Source organism: Sporomusa sp. (genome assembly GCF_035561255.1).
Lineage (GTDB): Bacteria > Bacillota > Negativicutes > Sporomusales > Sporomusaceae > Sporomusa.
The window spans coordinates 1-21414 of sequence record NZ_DATMXX010000378.1 but is presented as its reverse complement, the minus strand read 5'-3'; the positions used below and the strand labels follow the sequence as shown (position 1 = coordinate 21414).

Annotated in this window: 17 protein-coding genes and 1 riboswitch; all 17 genes read right to left on the bottom strand. The window is 46.9% G+C overall.

What is annotated here, in order from left to right; genetic code table 11:
* Positions 1-137: 137 nt before the first annotated feature.
* Positions 138-1751, bottom strand: coding sequence for a mannitol dehydrogenase family protein (locus VN379_RS21655; RefSeq protein WP_325537743.1), 1614 nt, complete (start codon positions 1749-1751; stop codon positions 138-140).
* Positions 1752-1930: 179 nt separating this feature from the next.
* Complete coding sequence (locus VN379_RS21650; RefSeq protein WP_325537741.1) at positions 1931-2950, bottom strand: TRAP transporter substrate-binding protein; 1020 nt, start codon at positions 2948-2950, stop codon at positions 1931-1933.
* A 102-nt stretch (positions 2951-3052) separates the two neighbouring features.
* Positions 3053-4345 (bottom strand): TRAP transporter large permease, encoded by a 1293-nt coding sequence (locus VN379_RS21645; RefSeq protein ID WP_325537739.1) that lies wholly within the window; start codon positions 4343-4345, stop codon positions 3053-3055.
* Positions 4345-4869 (bottom strand): TRAP transporter small permease, encoded by a 525-nt coding sequence (locus tag VN379_RS21640; protein WP_325537737.1) that lies wholly within the window; start codon positions 4867-4869, stop codon positions 4345-4347. The genes VN379_RS21645 and VN379_RS21640 overlap by 1 nt, the downstream gene beginning before the upstream one ends.
* A gap of 27 nt (positions 4870-4896) precedes the next feature.
* The gene (gene uxuA, locus VN379_RS21635) at positions 4897-5988 is read right to left on the bottom strand and encodes a mannonate dehydratase (protein WP_325537735.1); all 1092 of its coding nucleotides are present in this window, start codon (positions 5986-5988) and stop codon (positions 4897-4899) included.
* 11 nt (positions 5989-5999) lie between these two features.
* Positions 6000-6716 carry a GntR family transcriptional regulator gene (locus VN379_RS21630; RefSeq protein ID WP_325537733.1) on the bottom strand — a complete coding sequence of 239 codons (717 nt, stop codon included), beginning with the start codon at positions 6714-6716 and terminating at the stop codon, positions 6000-6002.
* 301 nt (positions 6717-7017) lie between these two features.
* Positions 7018-8190 carry an MFS transporter gene (locus tag VN379_RS21625; protein WP_325537731.1) on the bottom strand — a complete coding sequence of 391 codons (1173 nt, stop codon included), beginning with the start codon at positions 8188-8190 and terminating at the stop codon, positions 7018-7020.
* Between the two features lie 110 nt (positions 8191-8300).
* Positions 8301-9353 carry a nicotinate-nucleotide--dimethylbenzimidazole phosphoribosyltransferase gene (locus VN379_RS21620; protein ID WP_325537729.1) on the bottom strand — a complete coding sequence of 351 codons (1053 nt, stop codon included), beginning with the start codon at positions 9351-9353 and terminating at the stop codon, positions 8301-8303.
* Complete coding sequence (gene cobT, locus VN379_RS21615) at positions 9346-10386, bottom strand: nicotinate-nucleotide--dimethylbenzimidazole phosphoribosyltransferase (RefSeq protein ID WP_325537727.1); 1041 nt, start codon at positions 10384-10386, stop codon at positions 9346-9348. The genes VN379_RS21620 and cobT overlap by 8 nt, the downstream gene beginning before the upstream one ends.
* 90 nt (positions 10387-10476) lie before the next feature.
* A riboswitch (cobalamin riboswitch) is annotated at positions 10477-10667 on the bottom strand.
* A 64-nt stretch (positions 10668-10731) separates the two neighbouring features.
* Entirely contained in the window at positions 10732-12216 is a 1485-nt protein-coding gene (locus tag VN379_RS21610; protein ID WP_325537725.1) for an altronate dehydratase family protein, read from the bottom strand.
* A gap of 21 nt (positions 12217-12237) precedes the next feature.
* Complete coding sequence (locus VN379_RS21605; protein WP_325537723.1) at positions 12238-13755, bottom strand: tagaturonate reductase; 1518 nt, start codon at positions 13753-13755, stop codon at positions 12238-12240.
* A gap of 127 nt (positions 13756-13882) precedes the next feature.
* Entirely contained in the window at positions 13883-14896 is a 1014-nt protein-coding gene (locus VN379_RS21600; RefSeq protein ID WP_325537721.1) for a zinc-binding alcohol dehydrogenase family protein, read from the bottom strand.
* Between the two features lie 13 nt (positions 14897-14909).
* Positions 14910-16190 (bottom strand): TRAP transporter large permease, encoded by a 1281-nt coding sequence (locus VN379_RS21595; RefSeq protein WP_325537719.1) that lies wholly within the window; start codon positions 16188-16190, stop codon positions 14910-14912.
* Positions 16191-16688 (bottom strand): TRAP transporter small permease, encoded by a 498-nt coding sequence (locus VN379_RS21590; RefSeq protein WP_325537717.1) that lies wholly within the window; start codon positions 16686-16688, stop codon positions 16191-16193.
* Between the two features lie 80 nt (positions 16689-16768).
* Entirely contained in the window at positions 16769-17794 is a 1026-nt protein-coding gene (locus VN379_RS21585) for a C4-dicarboxylate TRAP transporter substrate-binding protein (protein WP_325537715.1), read from the bottom strand.
* Between the two features lie 193 nt (positions 17795-17987).
* Complete coding sequence (locus tag VN379_RS21580) at positions 17988-19829, bottom strand: sigma 54-interacting transcriptional regulator (protein ID WP_325537713.1); 1842 nt, start codon at positions 19827-19829, stop codon at positions 17988-17990.
* Positions 19830-20069: 240 nt separating this feature from the next.
* Entirely contained in the window at positions 20070-21236 is a 1167-nt protein-coding gene (locus tag VN379_RS21575) for an ABC transporter substrate-binding protein (protein WP_325537711.1), read from the bottom strand.
* Positions 21237-21414: the final 178 nt, after the last annotated feature.

The window sequence follows — 21414 nt, the reverse complement described above, 5'->3', positions numbered from 1 at the left end:
AATTTATATATTCACCTTACCTTATGGTTAGGTGTTTTTTTCTTTCCAGCAACAGGAAAAAGCTCAGGCAGCAGTCATCTCAAACCGCTGCGTGAGCTTTTATGCGTTCACGAAGATCACAGGAGTGGATCGTATTTTTATAAGTACTTTTGCAGGGTTGCTCTTACAGCACCGGTTCCAGCAATCATTTCAGCAAAATAACCCTCAATCTTCTCTCCTAAACCAATAGCATACAGATCTACGCCGAATATAGCCTTATTAGCAAGTATTGGCTCCAGTTTGACCTGTTCTGCGCTGCTGACACCCAGGCTAATCCCGGCAATATGCGCCGTGAGCGTACTTAATAGCGGGTCTGAGCTTAAGCTCATCTCCTGTCCCTGATCATCCACACCCAGCAAATAACGGCACCAGCCGGCAATCACAAGGGGGATATAGGTAAGGTTTGCTACCTGCAAATCCGGTCTTTGGCTATAGGCCTTGATGGTTTCTCCAAACCGGATTCCAACCTTTTGCGATGTATCTGTGGCAATTCTTTGCGGTGTGTCAGGTATATACGGGTTAGGGAATCTTACCTCAATAACCTCCCGAATAAAGGCTTCCGGATCAATAATCTGCGGGTTTACAACAACCGGCATCCCTTCGGCATAGCCTACTTTTTCCACCAGTTTTTTCAATTCCGGGTCTTTCATTTCATCTGCGATCAATGTATACCCCAGCAGGCAGCCAAAAATGGCCAAAGAGGTATGCAGTGGATTCAGGCAGGTACATACCTTCATTTTCTCAACCCTATCCACAGTCTGCCTGTCAGTAAAGATTACACCAGCAAGCTCCAGCGGCATACGGCCATTGGGGAATTTGTCTTCAATGACCAGATACTCAGACTTTTCGGCATTAACAAAAGGGGCAATAAATGTATTTTTAGTTGTACACAGAATCTCAGTGCTGGCAAAACCGCTTTTATTTAATGCCGCTTTAACACTTTCGGCAGGTCTGGGGGTAATTTTATCAATCATGCTCCAGGGAAAAGAAACCTTTGCCGGATTATTTATATACTGCTGAAACCCTGCTTCCACTAAACCCAGTTCACTCCACTTGGCGGCAATTGTTGCAACAGCGCTGTGTAGTATATCGCCATTATGGGAGCAATTATCCATACTGACAAAGGCAATCGGCAGTTCTCCATTTTTGTAGCGGGTATAAGCCAGGGATGCGATTCTGGCCATTACGCTCTGAGGCCGTTCCGGACCGTTTGCCATATCTGCCTGCACAGCTGCAGCAAACTCACCGGCAGCATTCTTTAAGCTATAACCCTTTTCAGTGATAGTAAAGCTGGCGAGCTGTAGCGACGGGGATGAGAATATGGTTTTTAGCCGTTGCCAGTCAGTTTCTCTGGCAGGGTCCCCAACCAAACTTTCACTGATGCTGCCAATAATCTTTTTTTCCAGGCTGCCATCAGTATTCATAACCGCCAGCAAACCTAAATTATCGTAAGGCGCATAAATCTTCTCAATAATTTCCTCATCATAGGTTTCGACAACAACAATGCCAGTCTCTGCTTTGCCAGAGTTGAGGAGCGTTTGCTGCAGCATGGCAATAAAACCCCTGAAGATATTGCCAGCCCCGAAGTGAACCCAGGTTGGGTTTTCTTTGGTCAAAGCTGCCATTTGCTCATAATTAAAATGTATATTTTCGATACCGGCTTGTTCCCACAAGTCGGCATTCCTGATACTTTCTTTATTTAACTGTAACATTGGAGGACTCCCTTCTTTTTTATCAATCTGATTTAACAAGCAATCATAATTCTAAAATTGCCACAACCCAATCATCCCATACTAATATAAGGAATGGAAAGGTTATTGGTAACGCGGCTAAACAAACGGCTGTTCATCTGAGTGATGAACAGCCTCTGCAATTATAAGTTTTGGCCCGACTATTTAGCTAATTTTTGGATAGCTTCCAATTCGGCTTTGAAGTCAACGCCGTATTTTTCAACAACCGGCTTAGCAGCATCCTGCCAGGGTTTGACATCTTTAATCTCAGTAACAACTACGCCGCTTTTAATAAGCTTATCCATGGCATCTTTGTCAAATCTGTCCCATTGCTCTTTCTGATATTGAACAGAATCAAGGGCCGCTTGTCTGATGAGGGAACGGTCTTCTTCAGATAGTTTGTCCCAGGCAAGTTTACTCATCATTAACACTTCAGGCACCCGTTGATGGCTGTCTAACACATAGTTCTTTACAGCCTGGTTATGACTGGCGGTCAGGAAGCTGGGGGCATTGTTCTCAGCACCGTCAATAACACCGGTCTGCAAGGCGCTGAATACTTCGCCATACGCCATCGGGGTTGCACTGGCACCAAAGGCTTTCATCAAATCAATGTTAATCGCGTTTTGGATTACACGAATCTTCATCCCTTTTAAGTCTTCAGGGGTCTTAACAGGGTTTTTGGTGTAGAAGCTGCGTGAGCCTGAGCTATAATAGGCAAGTCCTACCATTTTGGACTTATCAAGACTGGCTAATAATTGCTTGCCTGCTTCACTGTCAAGATAACGCCAGACATGAGCATCATCATTGAATATATACGGCAGGGAGAATACGCCAAATGCCTTGTTAAACTCAGCCAGGTTACCGGTACTGACCCGGGTAAACTCAAGTGAGCCCATTTGAATCTGCTGAACAACTGACTTTTCATCACCAAGCTGAGCAGAATCAAATACTTTTATTTGAATGCGACCCTTACTTCTTTCATTAACAAGCTCGGCAAACTTTTTGTCACCCAGAGTTGTAGGGTAGTCAGAGGGATGCGCCTCTGCCAACCGGAAAGTGTACTTAGGTTTCTGGGTATCACCTGCAGCACCATCTTTTTTAGCGCCGCCGCAGCCTGCTACCATGATTCCGGCCCCTAAGACAACTGCTAAACATGCCGCTAACCATTTTTTACTTTTCATTGTTCTCCCCCTTAGTAATTAATATAAAAACCTAATACAGCGTGTGACAGTATCTGTACAAAATCGCCCCCTCTGCCATCGGTGTATAACCCTAAACAGACTCTATTTAAAGAGAGATGGCAGCCATAAGACAGTTTGCGGGACATAAGTGATTAGAAGCAGAACCACCAGCATGGCATAAAAGAATGGCATCATCGCTTTAGTGCCCTGGGATATACTGACCCCGCCGATTGCGCAGCCGATAAATAGTACGGTTCCAACCGGGGGCGTCAATAATCCGATACCGGCATTAAATACCAGCATCAGGCCAAAGTGAACAGGATCCATGCCAAACGCTACCGCTACCGGCAGCAGAACAGGTGTCAGAATCAGGATCATAGGCGCCATATCCATCGGCCCCCCCAGAACTATGAGCAGGATGTTCATCAGCATTAAGATAACATATTTGTTGTCTGAGATACTGAGGAACCAGGAAGTAATCATATCCGGTATGCTCAGGTAGGCCATTACATAGCCAAAAGCAGCCGAGGCGGCAATCAGGAAGTAAACCATCAATACCGTACGCAGGGTGCGTTTGAGCACACTCCACATGCGGGTTACCGGTACATCACGGTAAAAACCAAAAGCCAGGATAAAGGAATAAACGACTGCCAGGGCCCCTGACTCAGTTGCAGTAAACACCCCGGAGATAATACCACCAAGAATAATGAAGGCCGGAGAAATAGATAAGAGTCCATCAAACACAATACGCGGTATATCTTTTCTGTCAACCGGATCGCTGATTGGGTAATTTCGTTTTTGGGCCATGATATAGGCTACAGTCATCAGTGAAGCAAGTAATATAAAACCTGGAACAATACCGCCAAGAAACAGACTCTTAATGGAGATACCCCCGGCAACGATCGAGTACAACACTAGATTATGGCTAGGCGGAACAACAACACCCTGGATAGCCGAAGAAATCGTCAGACCAACCGCATAGTCGGCATCATACCCTTTTTTCTTCATGGCCGGGATCATAACTGAACCGACTGAAGCAGCATCAGCACCGGCTGATCCTGAAATATTACCAAAGAACATACAGGCGATACAGTTTACCAGTGCCAGGCCACCCCGAATCCGGCCGACCAGCAGACTGGCGAAGTCGACCAACCGTTGAGCCAATCCGCCCTCACCCATAATCTGACCGGTGAGAATGAAAAAGGGAATGGCTAACAAGGAAAAGGTGCTGACACCGTTTATCATTTGCTGCCCAACAGTTGGCAGGGGAACGTCAAGAAACACCATGGTTAACAAAGATGAGGCAAATAACGCCTGGGCTACAGGCAATTTAAGAAGTACGGTTCCAATAAAGCTAATTCCCAGCAGCCATACTGCAATATCATTTACATCCATTATACTTTGCCCTCCATGTTGTCTCCGCCAATCTCAAGATCAGATCCGGTATGACGCTTGGTATCAATGCCAGCCAGATGCAAGAGTGAATATGCGCAAACCATCAGACCACTCACCGGCATAACAAGATACACAATACTGTTAGGCAGTTTGGTGGCCGGCAGGGTGGAGTCAAACATCAACACAGTAAACTCCCAGCCGTAGATAACAAAGTATAAACCATAGAGCAGGCCCATTACCTCAATCCACTTGTCAAGCCAGAAGTTAACCTTAGGGGACATGCGGTCTGTCAGCGCTTCGACCCCCATATGCACACCCTCGCGAAAACCAATGGCTATCCCCATGAAGGCAAACCATACCAGACACAAGAGAATGGCTTCTTCTGACCAGAAGAAAACAAAATTAAATACTTTTCGTGTAAATACCTGAACAGCCATAACAAGAATAACACCCAGCAACGCCAATATTGCACAATTCTCAAACAAGGTATCAATCTTTAGAGCAATTCTTTTCAGACATTCCAAGGCCTTAGCCCCCTTGCTTATTTGTGATTATTTAGCGGAAAAGGCCCCCTCTGAGCACCTGCCGATGGCATCCCACAAGCCATACAGATATACAGCACCCATCGCCCTGTCATAGAGTCCATAGCCAGGCATGCCTTCTTCACCCCAAACCATCCTGCCGTGATCCGGACGCAACGGGCCGGTGAAACCTGCATCATAAAGCGCTTTCATGATACCGTACATATCAAGCGAGGAGGTATCGTCCTTATGGGCCACTTCACTAAACACACCTGGTTCGTAGATCTTAATATTGCGCACATGGGCAAAATGGAGCCGCCCCATTTTGGCAAAATGACCAAAGATCTCCGGAATGTTATTATTCGGATTAGCACCAAGCGAACCGCTGCATAATGCAAGACCGTTGGACGGGCTGTCAACAAGTTTGATAATCCGCTCAAGGTTCTCTTTGCAGGTTACAATCCGCGGCAGACCAAACACAGACCAGGGTGGATCATCCGGGTGAATAGCCATTTTTATGCCGCACGCTTCGGCGGTGGGGATTATGCCTTCCAGGAAATATTTAAGGTTTACAAACAGTTTTTCTTCATCAACATCTTTATACAAATCAAACAGCTTTTTAATCGAAGCCAAACGGTCTTTTTCCCAGCCAGGGAGTTCAAAGCCGTTAGAGCCTTTCTCCATCTCGGCAACCAGCTTGGCCGGCTCTAAATTTTTGATAATCTTTTCATCATAAAACAGGGCTGTGGAGCCATCAGGCAGCTCTTTGGCCAGTTCTGTCCGGGTCCAGTCAAAAACAGGCATAAAGTTGTAGCAAACTACATCAACCCCTGCCTTGGCCAGATTCTTCAGCGTAATACAGTAGTTTTCGATATAACGGTCCCTGGTAGCAAGACCAAGTTTGATATCCTCATGAACGTTTACGCTTTCCACGGTTTTAAAAGTAAGGCCAGCGGCTTCAATCTGGTTTTTGATCTCCAGGATGTCCTCATAAGGCCACACTTCACCGACTGGGATGTGGTATATGGCGCTGACCACATTTTTCATTCCCGGGATTTGCCTGATATAGCTCAGCGGGATTTTATCAAGCTTGTTGCCATACCAACGAAAAGACATAAGCATATGGTTTCCCCCTATTTGTTTGTCATAGTAAACAGCTGTTGTTTAAAAGGCAAAAAATAATGCCCCTGCTCGTTTCTCAGGTGTTCCAGATCAACAACTACCTTATTTAAATGCAAATCAATTGTTTTCTTACCCAAATCCACATCGTGATCGCGGATCGCATCAACAAGGGCCCGATGCTGTTTAAGCAGTTGTTCCCATTCAAATTCTTTCACCTTGAGATTGAGTATACGAACCCGGTTATAGTGCGCATTCATCAGATGCAGCATGTTCCAGGTGCGGCTCTTTTTACACCCTTTAAAAATAAGTCCGTGCATAGTTTCGTCGAGTTCAAAGAACTGGTGATAGTTTTTTTCGCTGATACACAGCTCTTGCAGCGCCAGACAGGACTGCAGCTGAAACAAATCCTCACTGGGAAAATCGATACAGGCTTGCTGAATAACCTCTTTTTCCAGAGTTTCTCTGGCAAATTTAGATTCTTCAACCTGGTCAATATCGATCAGGGAAACATAGGTACCCTTTTGGGGAATAATGTCCAACAGATTTTCCTGTGCCAGCTTGATAAAAGCCTCCCGTACCGGAGTCCGGCTTACACTCAGCTGGGTTGCCACATCTTGTTCGGAAATGTTTTGTCCAGGAGGAAGATTGAGGTCGATAATGTTCATTCTCAAAAACCTGTAAACATATTCACGAATTGACTCCTGAGGTTTTTGCTCTATAATTAACAACGTCCAGATCCTCCCTCGCTACCTTTAATTGTTTTCTACCATACTACCATACTAGCATGACTAAAGTATTTTGACAATATTAAAAATTGATTATTGAATAAAAAAAAAACAGCAGCCCCTTCTCCCGGTGAGGGTGCTGCTGTTTTTATTTATGTATCAGAATTTATAAGTTTTGAGAGGCTGAAAGTCCTAATAAAACAGGGGGAGCCAAGGGCATGCCAAAAGTAAAACCATTCCCTTGTATTCCTGGATTATTTGATATGTGCAAAGCCAAAAGACCGCGTTAGCGGTTTTTCTTATTTTAGTGCTGGCAATATTTTTCTTTCCGTTTAGCAGACAGGACAGTTCCCCCTATTAAAAAGAATACGACTGCCATAAAGCTGCCACTAATCAGCAGTGCCGTCTGTAAGCTAAAGGAATGTTTCAGCCAACTGGAAAAGGGCGAAGCGGTCAATCCCCCTAATGAGCCAAATGTGATATAAAGCGACATCAATGCCGCCGACGGATACGGTAGCTGCAGGGTACCATATGACAAGATGCATGCATACAGCCCGGAGAAGCCCAGACCCATTAAGCTTACTGCCGCGAGCACAGTAAAATAATCCACATTATTGACCAACACCATAAAGGCGGCAAAGGCTATGCCTGAACAAAACAAAATGTATTGTACCGCATTGACTCTTCGTAAAATCAGCCCTGATAAGATCCTGCCTGCCGCCATGAAAAACCAGAATACCGAGATGAGAAAACCAGCCTGGGTTGCATCTACAGCCAGATATTCAATAAAATAGGTATTCCCCCAGAACATAAAACTGCCTTCTGCAATCATATAGCAGAACAGGCTTACGGCTATTGCATAGACACTAAGGGTGAGTTTAACACTTTTATTCTTATCCGTATGTTGTTGCTGCCGCTTGCTTAACCTAACCGGCGTAAACCACACCAACAGCAAAACACACGCCAGCAATGGCAATACCAAAAGGTAAATAGACTGCCACCCAATCCCATTTGCCAGCAAGGCCCCGGAAAGCAGCGGTGAAATGATAGCACCAATGCTGAAAAAAAAGTGGAGTAAGCTGAGTCGTGAAGACCGGTCTTTATTATCGTATAAGTGAACGATCATATAACTGGCTGTCGAAGAAAAAAAACCATTGCCGACACCAAGGCCAAATACACAAAAAGCAAATACCGGCAAACTGCCGACACTGGCAAGACCAATAATACTTGCCGCCACCAGGGCTGCAACCAGCAATAGCTGCAGCCTTATATCTGTTTTTTCCAACAGGCGGCCATTACACTGCACTGCCGTTATATTGCCGAGTGTAAACAGGGTGTAAATATAGCCGATAATATGGGTATCTACCTGAAAGCTACCGGCAATATGGATCAGCACCACCCCGGGCAGCAGGCAAACAATGCCGTTAAACCAGAAAAGAGTATTGGCTAATGTAGTAAGTTTTCGTGAGGATTTCATACAGGTATCTCCCTTACAGCTTAAATAGCGACAAGAGCTTTTAATTAGCTGTCAGTTGCCAAATACCTGCTGCACTCGTTCCACATGGTGAAAAAACCTCATGTCCGGGTCTAATCTTTAACATCCTTGCTCTGTTTTAATGCACCCGGCCCGTCCTGGGCCACAGCAACCTCGGCCTCACCAAAGGTTTTCATATCATTGATTACATGCTCAGAGGCCTTGACAAGCGACAGGCCCAAGGCAGCACCAACGCCCTCGCCCTGAGTAATATCAAGCTTAAGATAGGCCGGTATGCCAATCAAATCAAGGGCAGTTTGCTGGGCCGGTTCGACAGCAAAGTGCGAGCCGATCAAATAGTGCTTTACTTCCGGCGCCAGGCTGGCGGCAATCAGGGCTGCCGCGCTTGTGGCCAAACCGTCCAAAACCACAGCCGCCCGGCCGGCCGCCGCTCCGAGTATGACACCAACCAGGCCGGCAATTGCCAGGCTGCCAATTTTGCTCAACACATCCAGCGGATCAGTCTTATCAGGCTTGTTGACAGCAAGTGCTGTTTGAATAACAGCACTCAGTTGCCCGTCTAACCCGTCCAGCGGCTTATCGCTGTAACAGGCAATAATGGCACTGCCTGGAGCGGTACCGCCCTGCCCCATTGCTCCTAAGCCCAAAACCCGGACACCTTTTGCTATTTGCCGGCGGGCAATTTCCATACCGGTCTCAATGGCCTGCACAGCCTGCTGCCGCGTCATAGCCGGTCCCTGAGTCATATTTTTTGTGCCATAAGCAACCTTGGCATGCTGCAGCTCCGGCAACGGCGGCAGATCGGCAGCTACGCCAATATCGACTAAAATCAGCTTAGCGTTAACATGTTCGGCAAACATATGAACAGGGGCGTTGCCGCGGCAGAAGCTGCCTACGCTTTGAGCAGTTTCCTCCCCGCCAGCACCAGTTGCTTCAGCAACCCCATTATCGGCAGCCATAATAATAATGCTTTTTGCCAGGTTCCCCGGGCGGGGATTGGCAGTAATTCCAGCCAACTGACGGGCTATGTGTTCAAATGAATACAAACTGTTGAGGGGTTTTGTCAGGTTATCCAGCCTTAGCTGACACTTTTCCATGGCGGCGACATCTAAGGGTTTTATTAACATAATAATGTTATCAAGCATTGGACTGACCTCCCAGATTATTGAGCATTTTCACAGTGGCAGTTAGCATATCGACAACTATAGAAGCCCCGATTGCTTCCCCCAGCCGAACCCCCATATCCAAACAGGCTTCCAGATTAAGATATCGCAGTGCAATAATATGAGCCGGTTCACCTGATAGATGAGAGGCCAGCATATACTCTTTGCTCACAGGGTGGATAGCATTGGCGATTAAGGCCGACGCGGTGGTGTTAAGCCCATCAATGACAACAGCACACCGGTTGGCCGCACACCCCAGAACAACACCGGCCAAGGCACCAATCTCAAAGCCACCCACCTTTGCCAGAACATCAAGCCCGTCCCTGGCATCAGGCTTATTCAAGGCCAGTGCGCGGCGAACAATGTCAATTTTAACCTGCATCCGGCTGTCAGATATGCCTGTCCCCCGGCCGGTAACCTGCTCGGGCGACAAACCGGTAAACGACCCGACAATGGCCGCACTGGCTGTTGTGTTGCCAATCCCCATCTCGCCCAGGCTAAAGCAGTTGTAGCCCTGCTGTACCCGGTCATTGACTATTTCAATGCCTGTCTCAATGGCCTGTACAGCCTGCTCCCGCGTCATTGCCGGGCCTTGGGTAAAATCCTGAGTGCCAAAGGCTATTCTCCGTTGCCAGAGCCCCGGGACATGCGACAAATCAACAGCCACACCCATATCAACGACGACCATATCTGCTCCGCAAAAATTAGCGAAGGCATTGGCACTGCCGCCTTTTGAGATCAGATAATTAGCCGTCATATGGGCAGTGGTTTCCACCGGGTAAGCACTAATCCCCTGCCTGGCAACCCCATGATCGGCCGAGGCTACAACCATGCAGGTGCGCGGCACGGCCGGCTGCAACCGGCCGGTTATGGCCGCATACTGGCGTACCATGTGCCCCAGGCGGCCAAGACTGCCCACCGGCCTTAGCATTCCATCCAGTTTATCCTGTACCTGCTGCATGATAACAGTGTCCGGTGCCGTAATGCGCAATAGTGTCTCTTGTAGTAAACTCATAATAACCCCCCATATTTAGTACAATTATAAATGGTGAAAAAATAAAGGGCTCTTTTGGGTAATCCCAAAAAAGCCCTCTTTTCCATGAAGGTGGTTTAACAGTGTAAGGCAGGTCTCCTGGCTCCCGGTTCATCAACACTTACGCCTTCCCCTTGCGAGTGACATATGTAAGGTCTTCCCGGTACAGTGGTGGGCCCGCGCGTATGTATGGAATCGCTCCCATACTCCGACTTCCCTATTCTCCCCCGTCAGCGGGGGCACCTTAACCGTGCTTTTTGTATATAATTATCATCGTCATTATAGCAGAGGGTCAAGAAGGCCGTCAATGGATAAAACGAAAATGTTCTAAAGAGTTACACCATTCTTAAATATCGCAATCTCCCTGAACCCCATTTTTTCCGATTGGGTCGGCCGGCCGGAAGCCACCTCAAGAATATAGTCAACAAACACATCGGTCAGCGGCTCCAGCTTCACACCAGCAAGCAACTGGCCGGCATCAAAATCCATCCAATTGCGTTTTTTACTGAACAACTCACTGTTTGTTGCAACTTTTACGGTTGGAACAACCGTTCCGAGCGGCGTGCCGCGGCCGGTGGTAAACAGGATAATATGACAACCGGCAGCAGCCAGTACTGTTGTTGCCACCCCGTCATTGCCAGGGCCGCTTAATAGGTTTAGCCCCTTTGTTTTGACCCGGTCACCATAATTCAGGACATCTGTCACACTGCTGGTACCACCCTTTTGGGTACAGCCTAACGATTTGTCCTCAAGGCTTGAGATACCACCCTTCTTGTTGCCAGGCGATGGGTTTTCATAGATCGTCTGATTATGGGCAGCAAAATACTCTTTAAAACCATTGATTAACTGCACGGTTTTCTCAAAAACCTCCTGATTAACAGCCCTGTTCATCAGGATGGTTTCAGCCCCGAACATCTCTGGGACTTCGCTCAGCACGGTTGTGCCGCCCATGGCGGTCAGCCTGTCGGAAAAAGCACCGACCAGCGGGTTGGCGGTAATGCCGGAGAAACCATCTGAGCCACCGCACTTAAGACCAATAATCAATTCAGAGGCAGGGCATTCCTGCCGGGCAAACTGCCCGGCATACCCGGCAAGTTCACCAATAATCCGTACACCTTCAGCAATCTCATCTTCAACAGACTGCGCTTCCAGGAATTTTACCCTGTCCGGATTGTAGTCACCCAGTATCTTTTTAAATTCCCCGATATTGTTATTCTCACACCCCAGCCCCAGCACCAGCACGGCCCCGGCATTGGGATGAGCAACTAAGTCGGCGAGAATGCGCTGGGTAGTCAGCTGGTCGTCCCCCATTTGGGAACAGCCATAAGGATGCTTAAACTCATAGATTCCGTCAATATTAGCGATACTGCCATATTCCAGGGTTGCCTGCCGGGCAATAAGTTCGGCATTTTTGTTGACACAGCCGACAGTGGGGACAATCCAAACCTCATTACGGATACCAACTTTTCCGTCCGGACGGCGGTACCCCTGGAACATTTTTGCAGCAATTGGCATTATCTCATTAAGTTCAGGCTTATATTCATATTCTAAGATCTCGCCCAGGCCGGTAGTAAGGTTGTGGGTGTGAACCCAGTCACCTGCCTTAATATCTGCTGAGGCGATGCCGATAGGAAAGCCATATTTGATAATCTTTTGCCCTTTAGCGATATTGCGGAGGGCAACCTTATGGCCTTTATCTACAGCAACAGCAGCCTGCAGGCTTTGGCCGTTTATTGCCAGCACTTCACCAGCCGCAACCGGCACCAGGGTAACGGCCACATTGTCATTTGCATGAATCTGTAACAACGACATGTTATTCCTCCAATTGATTTGCTACTCGACTAATTTGGCCACAGTATCCTGGATACCATGTTCACAAATATCGTAGAGGTATGCTGTAACCATCGAAGTGAGACCAGGAACTGTATTGAGATCAGTACCCCAGATTCCGGTGTTACCCAATACCGTATAAGCCACTTTAGCGGCACTTTGGGCACTGCCGTCATATGCCTTCCAGGCACCGGCGCAAAACTCGAGGGTAGACAGATCATCTTTCATAATAAACTCACCGGCTGTGCGCTGTGCTTTCATAGCCGCCCCTTCAATAATACCGTTTTTGTAGACGGTAATCAGAGCAGCCAGCGAAAATACCAGTCTCTCAGGCAGCGTGCCATTTAGCTGGTAGTATTCAAGCAATGATGGCAGATTGCGGGTTTTAAACTTAGACGACGAGTTGAGTAAAATACTAAGCAGATAGTGCTTAATGAAAGGATTCTCAAAACGTTCAATCACACTTTTGGCAAAATCGCTCAGCATATCCCGGTCTAGTTTAATCGACGGGACAATCTCCTCCCAGATGACCTGGCGGATAAACTTGCCCATGACCGGATGGTCCATCATCTCTTTGACTGTCTCCAAACCATAAAGATAAGCCACCGGCACCGATGAGGTATGCGCGCCGTTTAGAATGCGAACTTTACGGGTACGGTACGGCGACATATCTGTTGTCCAGATCACATTGAGGCCTGTTTGGGCGAAAGGCAGCCGTTCAGCCAACTCCTCCGGTCCCTCGATAACCCACAGATGGAATAACTCACCGGTATTTAACAATCCATCATGATATCCCAGGTATTGTTCCAGTTCCTGGACTTCATCCCTGGGATAACCGGTGACAACCCGGTCTACCAGGGTATTAACAAAAGTATTGTGCTTGGCAACCCATTCGCCAAACGCTGCCGGCAGGCCCCATTCCCGGGCTAACCGCAATACAAGGGCTTGCAACTGTTCACCGTTGCGCTCAATAAGCTCGCAGGGGATGATGACCATACCTTTGGCAGTATCGCCCTTGAAATGCTGAAAGCGGTGATACAGATAAGCAGTCAGTTTGCCGGGGAAGGAAACAGGCGGGGTGTTGTCAAGACGGTCAGCCGGGTCATAAGTAATGCCGGCCTCAGTTGTATTGGAAACAACAAACTCAATGTCCGGGTTTTCGGCGCACTGCAGGCAGGCAGTCCAGTCTGTGTACGGATTGATACCCCGGCTGACAGAGGTTATAACCTCTTTTTGTTCAACAATCTTACCGTCTTGCAGGCCGCGCAATAATAGGGTATATAACCCGTCTTGTTCGTTAATCTTGTCGGCAAGCCCTTCGGCAATCGGCTGAACCAGTACAACCTTGCCGTTGAATAAGCCTTGCTTATTAAGCCGGTGAATCATCCAATCAACAAAAGCCCTTAAGAAATTTCCCTCGCCAAACTGGATTACCCGCTCAGGTAAATTGTTAGCAGCAACTACCTCCAGGTCGGACGGCGGTATTAAGCTTTTTAGGGTTGTAGCGTTTAATTGATTCATATTTTTCACTCCCTATGTTATATAGTAACCAATAAGGATTTACAGGCATGATGGTAGTCAAGCGCCAGCGGTGACGCGTTACTACCATCATGTCGAAAAGAAAATCCTTATTGAATTTCGTATTAGATTAAAACAAGCCGATGACTTTGAGGTATCTTTCCGGATGTTCGGAAATGTCTTGAACCGTAGGCGGAATATCCTCTAGTGGTACCGTTTGGGTAACAAGGGCAGCAACATCGACTTTTTTCTCAGCAATAAGGCGCAAGCTCTCGGGGAACATGGCGACACTGTTACGGGAGCCGACAATTGTAAGCTCCTTTTTGGTAAATAAGGCAGTCGGCAGCGGAATTTCATTCTTAGGCCAGCCGACAAAGGAGATGCGTCCGGCATAGGAAACATAGTCAATCGCACTGCGAATGGCCCGGGCATCGCCTGAGGCCTCAATCACAACCTCGGCCATACGATCATTGGTTATTGCCCGGATTTCCGCAACAGCGTCACTAGTAACAGGATTAACCGTGTGGGTTATTCCCAATTGCCGCGCCAGAGCCAGTCTTTCATCTACAGGATCGACAACAACCGGGATGGCTCCCAGAGTAAGCGCATATTGCGCCGCTAAAAGACCGATAGGACCGCAACCGGTAATGACCACATGCTCACCAGCCTGGGTCTTTGGCTGGGTAACAGCATGCATTGAGATAACCAGCGGCTCAGCCATTGGCAATATACTCCAGGGAATACTGTCAGGTGCTTTATGGACAAGGTGGCGGGGATGAGAAAAATACTGAGCCATACCGCCATCAATATGTACACCAAGCACGGTCAGGTTTTCACAGCAGTTAGTATGCCCAATTGAGCATGGATAACAGGTGCCGCAATAAACATAGGGCTCAAGAATAACCCGGTCGCCGACAGTAAAGTTGGTTTCGTCTTCAGGTATTTCAATAATCTCACCGGCAATCTCGTGACCGATAATCCGCGGATAGGAAACAAGCGGATTAGTACCACGATAGGCACCGATATCTGAGCCGCAAATCCCGGCACTGCGGACGGCAATCAGGATCTGGTCTTTGCCGCGTTGCGGTTTCTCGATCTCGGCGATTTTAATATCGCCAGGGTTTTGCAAGTATACAGCTTTCATGTGAAACACTCCTTTACTTGACGAGCTCTGCGAGGATTAAGCTCAACGGCGGATAGTAGGTTGTAACCGCCAGTGTTGCCAGCAGCGCTACGTAAAATGGCAGAATTTCTTTCATATATTCATCCATCCTTACCCCAGTCAGGTTACATGTCAAAAACATTGTTGTCCCAAACGGGGGCGTAATGGCGCCAATGGACAGATTGAAGATCATCGTAATACCAAAGTGCACAGGATCAATCCCCATGGCATGTACGGTAGGCATTAACAGCGGCGTCAGAACAATGATGGCCGCATTACCGTCCAAAAACATACCAACAACCAACAGAAACAGGTTAACAATCAGCAAGAACATGGCCGGGCTGTCGGTAAAATCGGTCAGCATAACGGTCACACTCTCAGCGACGCCCTCCCAGGAGAGTATCCAGGCAAAACCGGCTGAGGCCATCAGAATAAGCATGATGGAGCCATTGGCACGAGCCGATTCGGACAGGGCAGCTTTGACATCGGCCCACTTAGTCTCACGATAGGCAAAGCCGATGATCAGCGCATAAATGACCGTTACTGCCCCGGCTTCGGTTGGTGTAAATATACCATACCGGATACCACCAAGGATAATGACCATCAGCATAAGTCCCCAGATGGCATCTTTTGTTGCGATGGCTACCTCTTTAATTGACGGCATCTTGGTGCGGGTTGGCTTATAGCCACGTTTTCTGGCAACATAGTCAACGGCCACCATTAATAGAATCGTGAGCAGTACGCCAGGTCCCATGCCGCCCAGAAAGAGTTTGCCAATTGAAGTGTCGGATACAAAGCCATAGATAATCAAGCCAATTCCTGGCGGGAGAATCGGACCAAGGAGCGCCGAAGCCGAGGTAAGGGCCGCAGCAAAGGGACGGCTGTAGCCATTGCGCACCATTTCCGGCACTAATACCTTGCAGATCATCGCGGCATCAGCAAGGCCAGCGCCTGACGGGCCGCCAATAAGCGCCCCCAGTACCACATTAGTCTGCGCCAGCCCACCGCGCAAATGACCGGAAAGCAGATCAGACAATTTCAAAAGCCGCTGGGTAATCCCGGTATAGTTTAATATTGATCCCAGCATCATAAAAAATGGAATTGCCAATAACGGTACATTATCGGCCCCGCCAACCATACGCTGAATAACCATAACCGGCGACAGGTCATTGGCAACAAAGAAATAGACAAAGGTCGATAAAGTGACAGCAAAGGCCACCGGCACATTAATGCCAAACAGCGCCAACATCACTAATGAAGCAATTAAAACAGACATTTATTGTAATTCCTCCATTTTGCAGTTTTGCTCTTTACCGATGAGATGCAGCCAGGTACTCCTGAGATAATAGGCAAACATAAAGATACCGGAAACAGGGAGCGCTGCATCAACATAAGAATAAGGGATGCCAAGTATCGGCGTTACTTTACTGGTAGCCAATATAGAAAGTTCTGTTCCATACCAGATCATCAGACCAATTGTTAAAAGTATGCAAAAATTGCCAAAGATGGTTATAATACGCCCTGGACCAGGCGGCAGCTTTCTTGTTAACACATCAATGCTACAGTGCCCTTCCGCTTTGATTACAGCGGCGGCGCCAAACATAGTCAGCCAGACAAACGTAAAAATGGTTACTTCCTCAACCCAGCCCCAGGGACTGCCGATAACATACCTCATAAATACATTGGCACAAGCCAGTACAATAATAAAAGCCATTAAGATCATTCCAGCAATCTCGTCAAAATTTTTGATAAAACTCCATAGCTGACGTCCCACTTTATCACTTCCTTTATGCTTGATACAATCGCTGAGTAATCCGGCCCCGGTCACAAAACCGAGGCCGGGTTATGGTTTTGTTACTGTTTAATGATGGAGTATACCTTATCCATCAGTTCAGGCGGGAACTCTTTGAATTTCTTGGGGAAATCTTTCATAGCCTCTTTAAAGGCGTTGCGGTCAACCTCGATTACCTGAACACCGGCAGCCTTCATTTTTTCAATAGATTCTTTATCTGCTTTTTCATTCTCTTTTTCCAGGAACCGGCCTGCTTCTTCACCGGTTTCTTTCAGTTGCTGCACAACCTCAGGCGGCAGCTTATCAATAAATTTCTTACCGGCAATCCAGGTAGACAGGTTTACCTGGTGGCGGGTAAGCATAAGGTATTTGGCACCTTCAAACATCTTGCCGCCATAAAGAACCGGGATTGGGTTCTCCGCCCCATTGATTACACCCTGCATCAGCCCCGGATAGGCTTCTGCCAACGGCATTGGTGTGGCTACTGCTCCCATAGAATTCATCATTTCATTAGAAAGCTTAATATTAGGCACACGGATTTTCAGACCTTTGAGGTCTTCCGGTTTTGTAACCGGTTTGGTTGCAATCAGGTGACGGTCACCATAGATCCATTTGCTGTGAACGACATATAACCCTTTGGTCTCAAGCTTCTTGGAGAGATCTTTAAACAGGTCGCTATCAACTAATTTATACAATTGCTCTTTATTATCAAAAATGTATGGCAGATATGTTACACCAAACTCTGGCACATAGTCCATCAGGAAACCGCCGTCGGAGATCGTGATAACATTAGCTCCGATTGTCAGTTGTTCAGTCACGTCCTTTTGTGAGCCAAGCTGCGAACTGGGAAAGTACTGGAACTCAACCTTACCATTGCTTTTCTCTTTCATAAGGCGGCCCCATTCGCGGACAGCCTTGTCGTTCGGCTCACCGACGTTATTGCCATAGGCAATCTTGATGACAATCTTTTCATCAGCGGCCGCTTTCTTTTCATCCTTCTTACCACCACAGCCTGCAAGTACAAGAGTCAGCCCGATAACACATGCGATGAGTGCCAATACATACCTGTTTTTAACCATTTTTTTCATACTTGTACGTCTCCCCCTTTTTGATTAGATCCTCTAAACCCTGTCCACCGTTCTGCTGAATGATCACCCCTGTCTGTTTTGAATCAACAGCTCTCCAATATAAGTAATAGCAAGAAGTGTGCCAAGCTAAAACCATAGATTCTCGGGCACACTTCATCATTTTTGTTTCTTATATGAAATTACATCCGTTTCATTATTGAAACATTTCCTTAGTCTTCCGCCATAAGGTTACCCTGCTAATCCCTAATTGCCGGCACACTTCATCTGATGTGTATTTTGACAAAAGACATTTTATGATCTCGCTTTCCATCTGTTTTAGCGAGCCACCCTCCGGGATGGTAATCAAGTTACTGTGTTCAACCCGGGTCTCCTGTTCCCTGAGCACATCAGCGATATGTCCAGGTTCAATAAGCTCATTGCCACAGTAAGTGACCACCTCGGCAATGTTTCTAAGCTGCCGGATATTACCCGGCCAGGAGTAGGCTGTCAACACTCTCATGGCACCGGCACTAATCTTTACGTTTTTCCCTTCTTTGGCGCTCATTCTTTTTACAAAATAGTCAAAGAGGAGCGGGATGTCCTCAGCCCGTTCTCGCAGTGGCGGAATACGCAGCCCGAGCACATGAATCCGGTAATATAAATCCTGCCGGAAAGCCCCATTCTTGACTTGTTCAAACAAATCACGGTTTGTTGCCGATATAATCCGTACATCGACAGGTATGATCTTGTCGTCGCCAATGCGCATAATCTCTTTTTCCTGCAGAACCCGCAGTAACCGGCTCTGGATCTCAGGGGTAAGCTCGCCAATTTCATCAAGGAAGATCGTCCCTCCATGCGCCAATTCAAACAAGCCCTGCTTACCGCCTTTGCGCGCCCCGGTAAATGCCCCTTCAGCATAACCAAACAGTTCACTTTCCAGAAGACTTGGCGGAATAGAGGCTGTATTGACGGAAACAAACGGCCCTTTGTGATATTTACTGTGATTATGCACACTCTGTGCAACCACCTCTTTACCAGTTCCTGTTTCGCCGTAAATCAATAGATTGGACTTATACGTAGCATAATTTTTCGCTTTAGTAATCAATTGATTCATTACTGCCGACTGAGTGATCATATCATCAAAAGAACGCTTAGCATACAAGCCCTTTTGATAAGAAGAAAAGCGAATTTTTCTCTCAAAAGCCTGAATACTTGATACCTCTTGAAAAGTAATAACATCGCCCCGCTTTTTATTATTAAATTCCAGCGGGATAATGCGGGCAAGCACACTATTACCGTTAATTGTCACGATTTTTTCCTGATTCCGGTAATTCAGCAAATCTACAATATGAGCAAAGGTTAGCTTTTTGTTCGGCTCCGTGCATATCCGCTTAGCGAGATTATTATAGAAACTAACTTTTTTGTCATCAGTTACCGCTATAACCCCTTCTTCGATATTGTTAATAATCGCCATCAGCTGGGCTGCCTGGAGCTTTTCGCTTTCTTTGGCCTTTAAAATCCGGACCGCTTCTTCAATGGCTTTTCTTATAGAAACAGCACTGGAGTCTAACAGCTCGGCAACCAAACCACACTCCCTGGCTGTTTCATAAGCCATCCGGCAGCCGATAACCGCCTCAACCCTCTGGTCAAAGAACTGCAGGACAGTTTGCTGAATCTCGCGTTCATCAATACAGGAACGGATAGACACCTCGGTGTCGGCAATGCAGAAATCACCCATTGTACCATCAAATAAATTTGCGCGGCTGGCAATGCCAATTCTCCGGATCCCCTGTCCGGTAAGCCTGCTTAATACACTCAGCAAGTCATTGACAGACATCGTAATCTCAACAACAGTCAGATTGTCAAAAGCTCTAACCTGTTCAGCCACCCCGCCCCGGCTGACAACAACCTCTGTATCCGGGTATTTTTTCACTACCGATTTAGCCTGCGCATCATCGGTCACCTCTACAATAACCTGGACCCCCATCTTATTGGCTATCGCAGTGGCCAAATCAGCCATACCGGGAAAAGGCGCCAAAAATAATATAGGTGTCATGCTCGTTCCTCCATAGTTGTAACTTTTTGAATTTCACTTCATTTCATTTCTGCAACTTTACTAAAACTCCTCTTCTGGCCGCCCACAAATCCCTGTAATAGAACAATTGACAAGAGAATAAGCAGGTAACTGTAATAGGTTAAGGTTATAGATAGTTTTATTGGCAATGCCCTATTATAGCAAAACCGGGTCAGGAATATCTCCTGACCCGGTTTTGCTATAATAGGGCAATTTAATTTTCTACGGTGTAACAGTCGCCTTGTATACCTGCTTGCCTTCTTTCATTTCAATAATGACGGCATTTTTCACAGCATCATGACTGGCATTCAGGGTGGTCGCCCCTGTTACAGTCGGGTAATCCTTAGTAGCAGCCAAGGCCTCACGAATTTTTGCAGGCTCAAGGCTATTGGCACGTTTAATGGCATCAAGCAGCACATTAGCGGCATCATAGCCAAGCACAGCCATGGCATCAGGCGCTTGTCCATACTCTTTTTTATAAGCCTCCACAAAGGCCTTGGAAGCGGCGCTGGTATCATCCACAGAGTAGTGATTCGTGAAATAAGTATTGTTCAAAGCAGTTGCCGTACCGATCTCTACCAGCTTAGGTGAATCCCAGCCATCCCCCCCGACAATCGGGGCAGTAATGCCTAATTCGCGGGCTTGTTTGACAATCTTACCTACTTCTTCGTAGTAACCGGGTACATACAGGACTTCCGGATTCAGGGCTTTTACCTTAGTCAGGATTGTCTTAAAATCCTGGTCTTTTTGCAAATAGGCCTCTTCAGCTAAAATACTGCCGCCGCCTTTAGAGAACGCCTCTTTGAAGAAGGCCGATAGACCTTTACTATAATCACTGCTGCTATCAACTAAGATAACTGCTTTATTAAGTTTTAATGTATTAAGTACAAAGTTTGCACCAACTGTGCCCTGGAACGGGTCAATAAAACAGACACGAAAAGTATAGTCTTTTACCTTACCGCTCTTCTCATCTACAGTTACCTTGGGATTTGTCGCACCTACGGCAAGGAAAGGTACTTTTGTCGATTCAGCCACACTGGAGGCTGCAATCGCATTAGAACTGGCGAACATACCGGTTACAGCCACAACCCTGTCCTGAGCAGCCAGTTTGGTCATTGCATTAGCGGCTTCCGACGGTTCACTTTTATTATCGGCAATGACAGCCTGAATCTGTTTACCCAACAGGCCGCCTTTGGCATTGGCCTCTTTGATAGCCATCTTTGCGCCATTCGCAGAGGAGGTACCCATTGTTGCGTTTCCGCCTGTCATTTCATTAAGGATACCCACTTTAATGTCATTTGAGGACATCCCGCCACAACCTGCCAGCATACCGGCTGTTATTAAGACTACAATTACTGCGGCGGTGAACTTTAAACTCATCTTACTCATGTAAATGTCTCCCCTTCTCTTTCGGCCATCCAAAACTATGATAATTGCCTTGAACGTACTAAGCCGGTTTATATAAGACCTGGTCATTTGCATTAAAAATACTATAAAAAGTATACTGTCTGCATACTTTTATAGTATTTTTTCACGCTTTATACTATAGTTCTAGATTATATTACAT

Excerpts from the sequence above, each read along its gene's own strand:
- cobT (WP_325537727.1), bottom strand. The coding sequence starts at position 10,386 with ATGAGTTTACTACAAGAGACACTATTGCGCATTACGGCACCGGACACT.
- VN379_RS21585 (WP_325537715.1), bottom strand. The coding sequence starts at position 17,794 with ATGAAAAAAATGGTTAAAAACAGGTATGTATTGGCACTCATCGCATGT.
- VN379_RS21605 (WP_325537723.1), bottom strand. The coding sequence starts at position 13,755 with ATGAATCAATTAAACGCTACAACCCTAAAAAGCTTAATACCGCCGTCC.
- VN379_RS21625 (WP_325537731.1), bottom strand. The coding sequence starts at position 8,190 with ATGAAATCCTCACGAAAACTTACTACATTAGCCAATACTCTTTTCTGG.
- VN379_RS21655 (WP_325537743.1), bottom strand. The coding sequence starts at position 1,751 with ATGTTACAGTTAAATAAAGAAAGTATCAGGAATGCCGACTTGTGGGAA.
- VN379_RS21575 (WP_325537711.1), bottom strand. The coding sequence starts at position 21,236 with ATGAGTAAGATGAGTTTAAAGTTCACCGCCGCAGTAATTGTAGTCTTA.
- VN379_RS21610 (WP_325537725.1), bottom strand. The coding sequence starts at position 12,216 with ATGTCGTTGTTACAGATTCATGCAAATGACAATGTGGCCGTTACCCTG.
- VN379_RS21620 (WP_325537729.1), bottom strand. The coding sequence starts at position 9,353 with ATGCTTGATAACATTATTATGTTAATAAAACCCTTAGATGTCGCCGCC.
- VN379_RS21595 (WP_325537719.1), bottom strand. The coding sequence starts at position 16,190 with ATGTCTGTTTTAATTGCTTCATTAGTGATGTTGGCGCTGTTTGGCATT.
- VN379_RS21580 (WP_325537713.1), bottom strand. The coding sequence starts at position 19,829 with ATGACACCTATATTATTTTTGGCGCCTTTTCCCGGTATGGCTGATTTG.
- uxuA (WP_325537735.1), bottom strand. The coding sequence starts at position 5,988 with ATGCTTATGTCTTTTCGTTGGTATGGCAACAAGCTTGATAAAATCCCG.
- VN379_RS21650 (WP_325537741.1), bottom strand. The coding sequence starts at position 2,950 with ATGAAAAGTAAAAAATGGTTAGCGGCATGTTTAGCAGTTGTCTTAGGG.
- VN379_RS21600 (WP_325537721.1), bottom strand. The coding sequence starts at position 14,896 with ATGAAAGCTGTATACTTGCAAAACCCTGGCGATATTAAAATCGCCGAG.
- VN379_RS21645 (WP_325537739.1), bottom strand. The coding sequence starts at position 4,345 with ATGGATGTAAATGATATTGCAGTATGGCTGCTGGGAATTAGCTTTATT.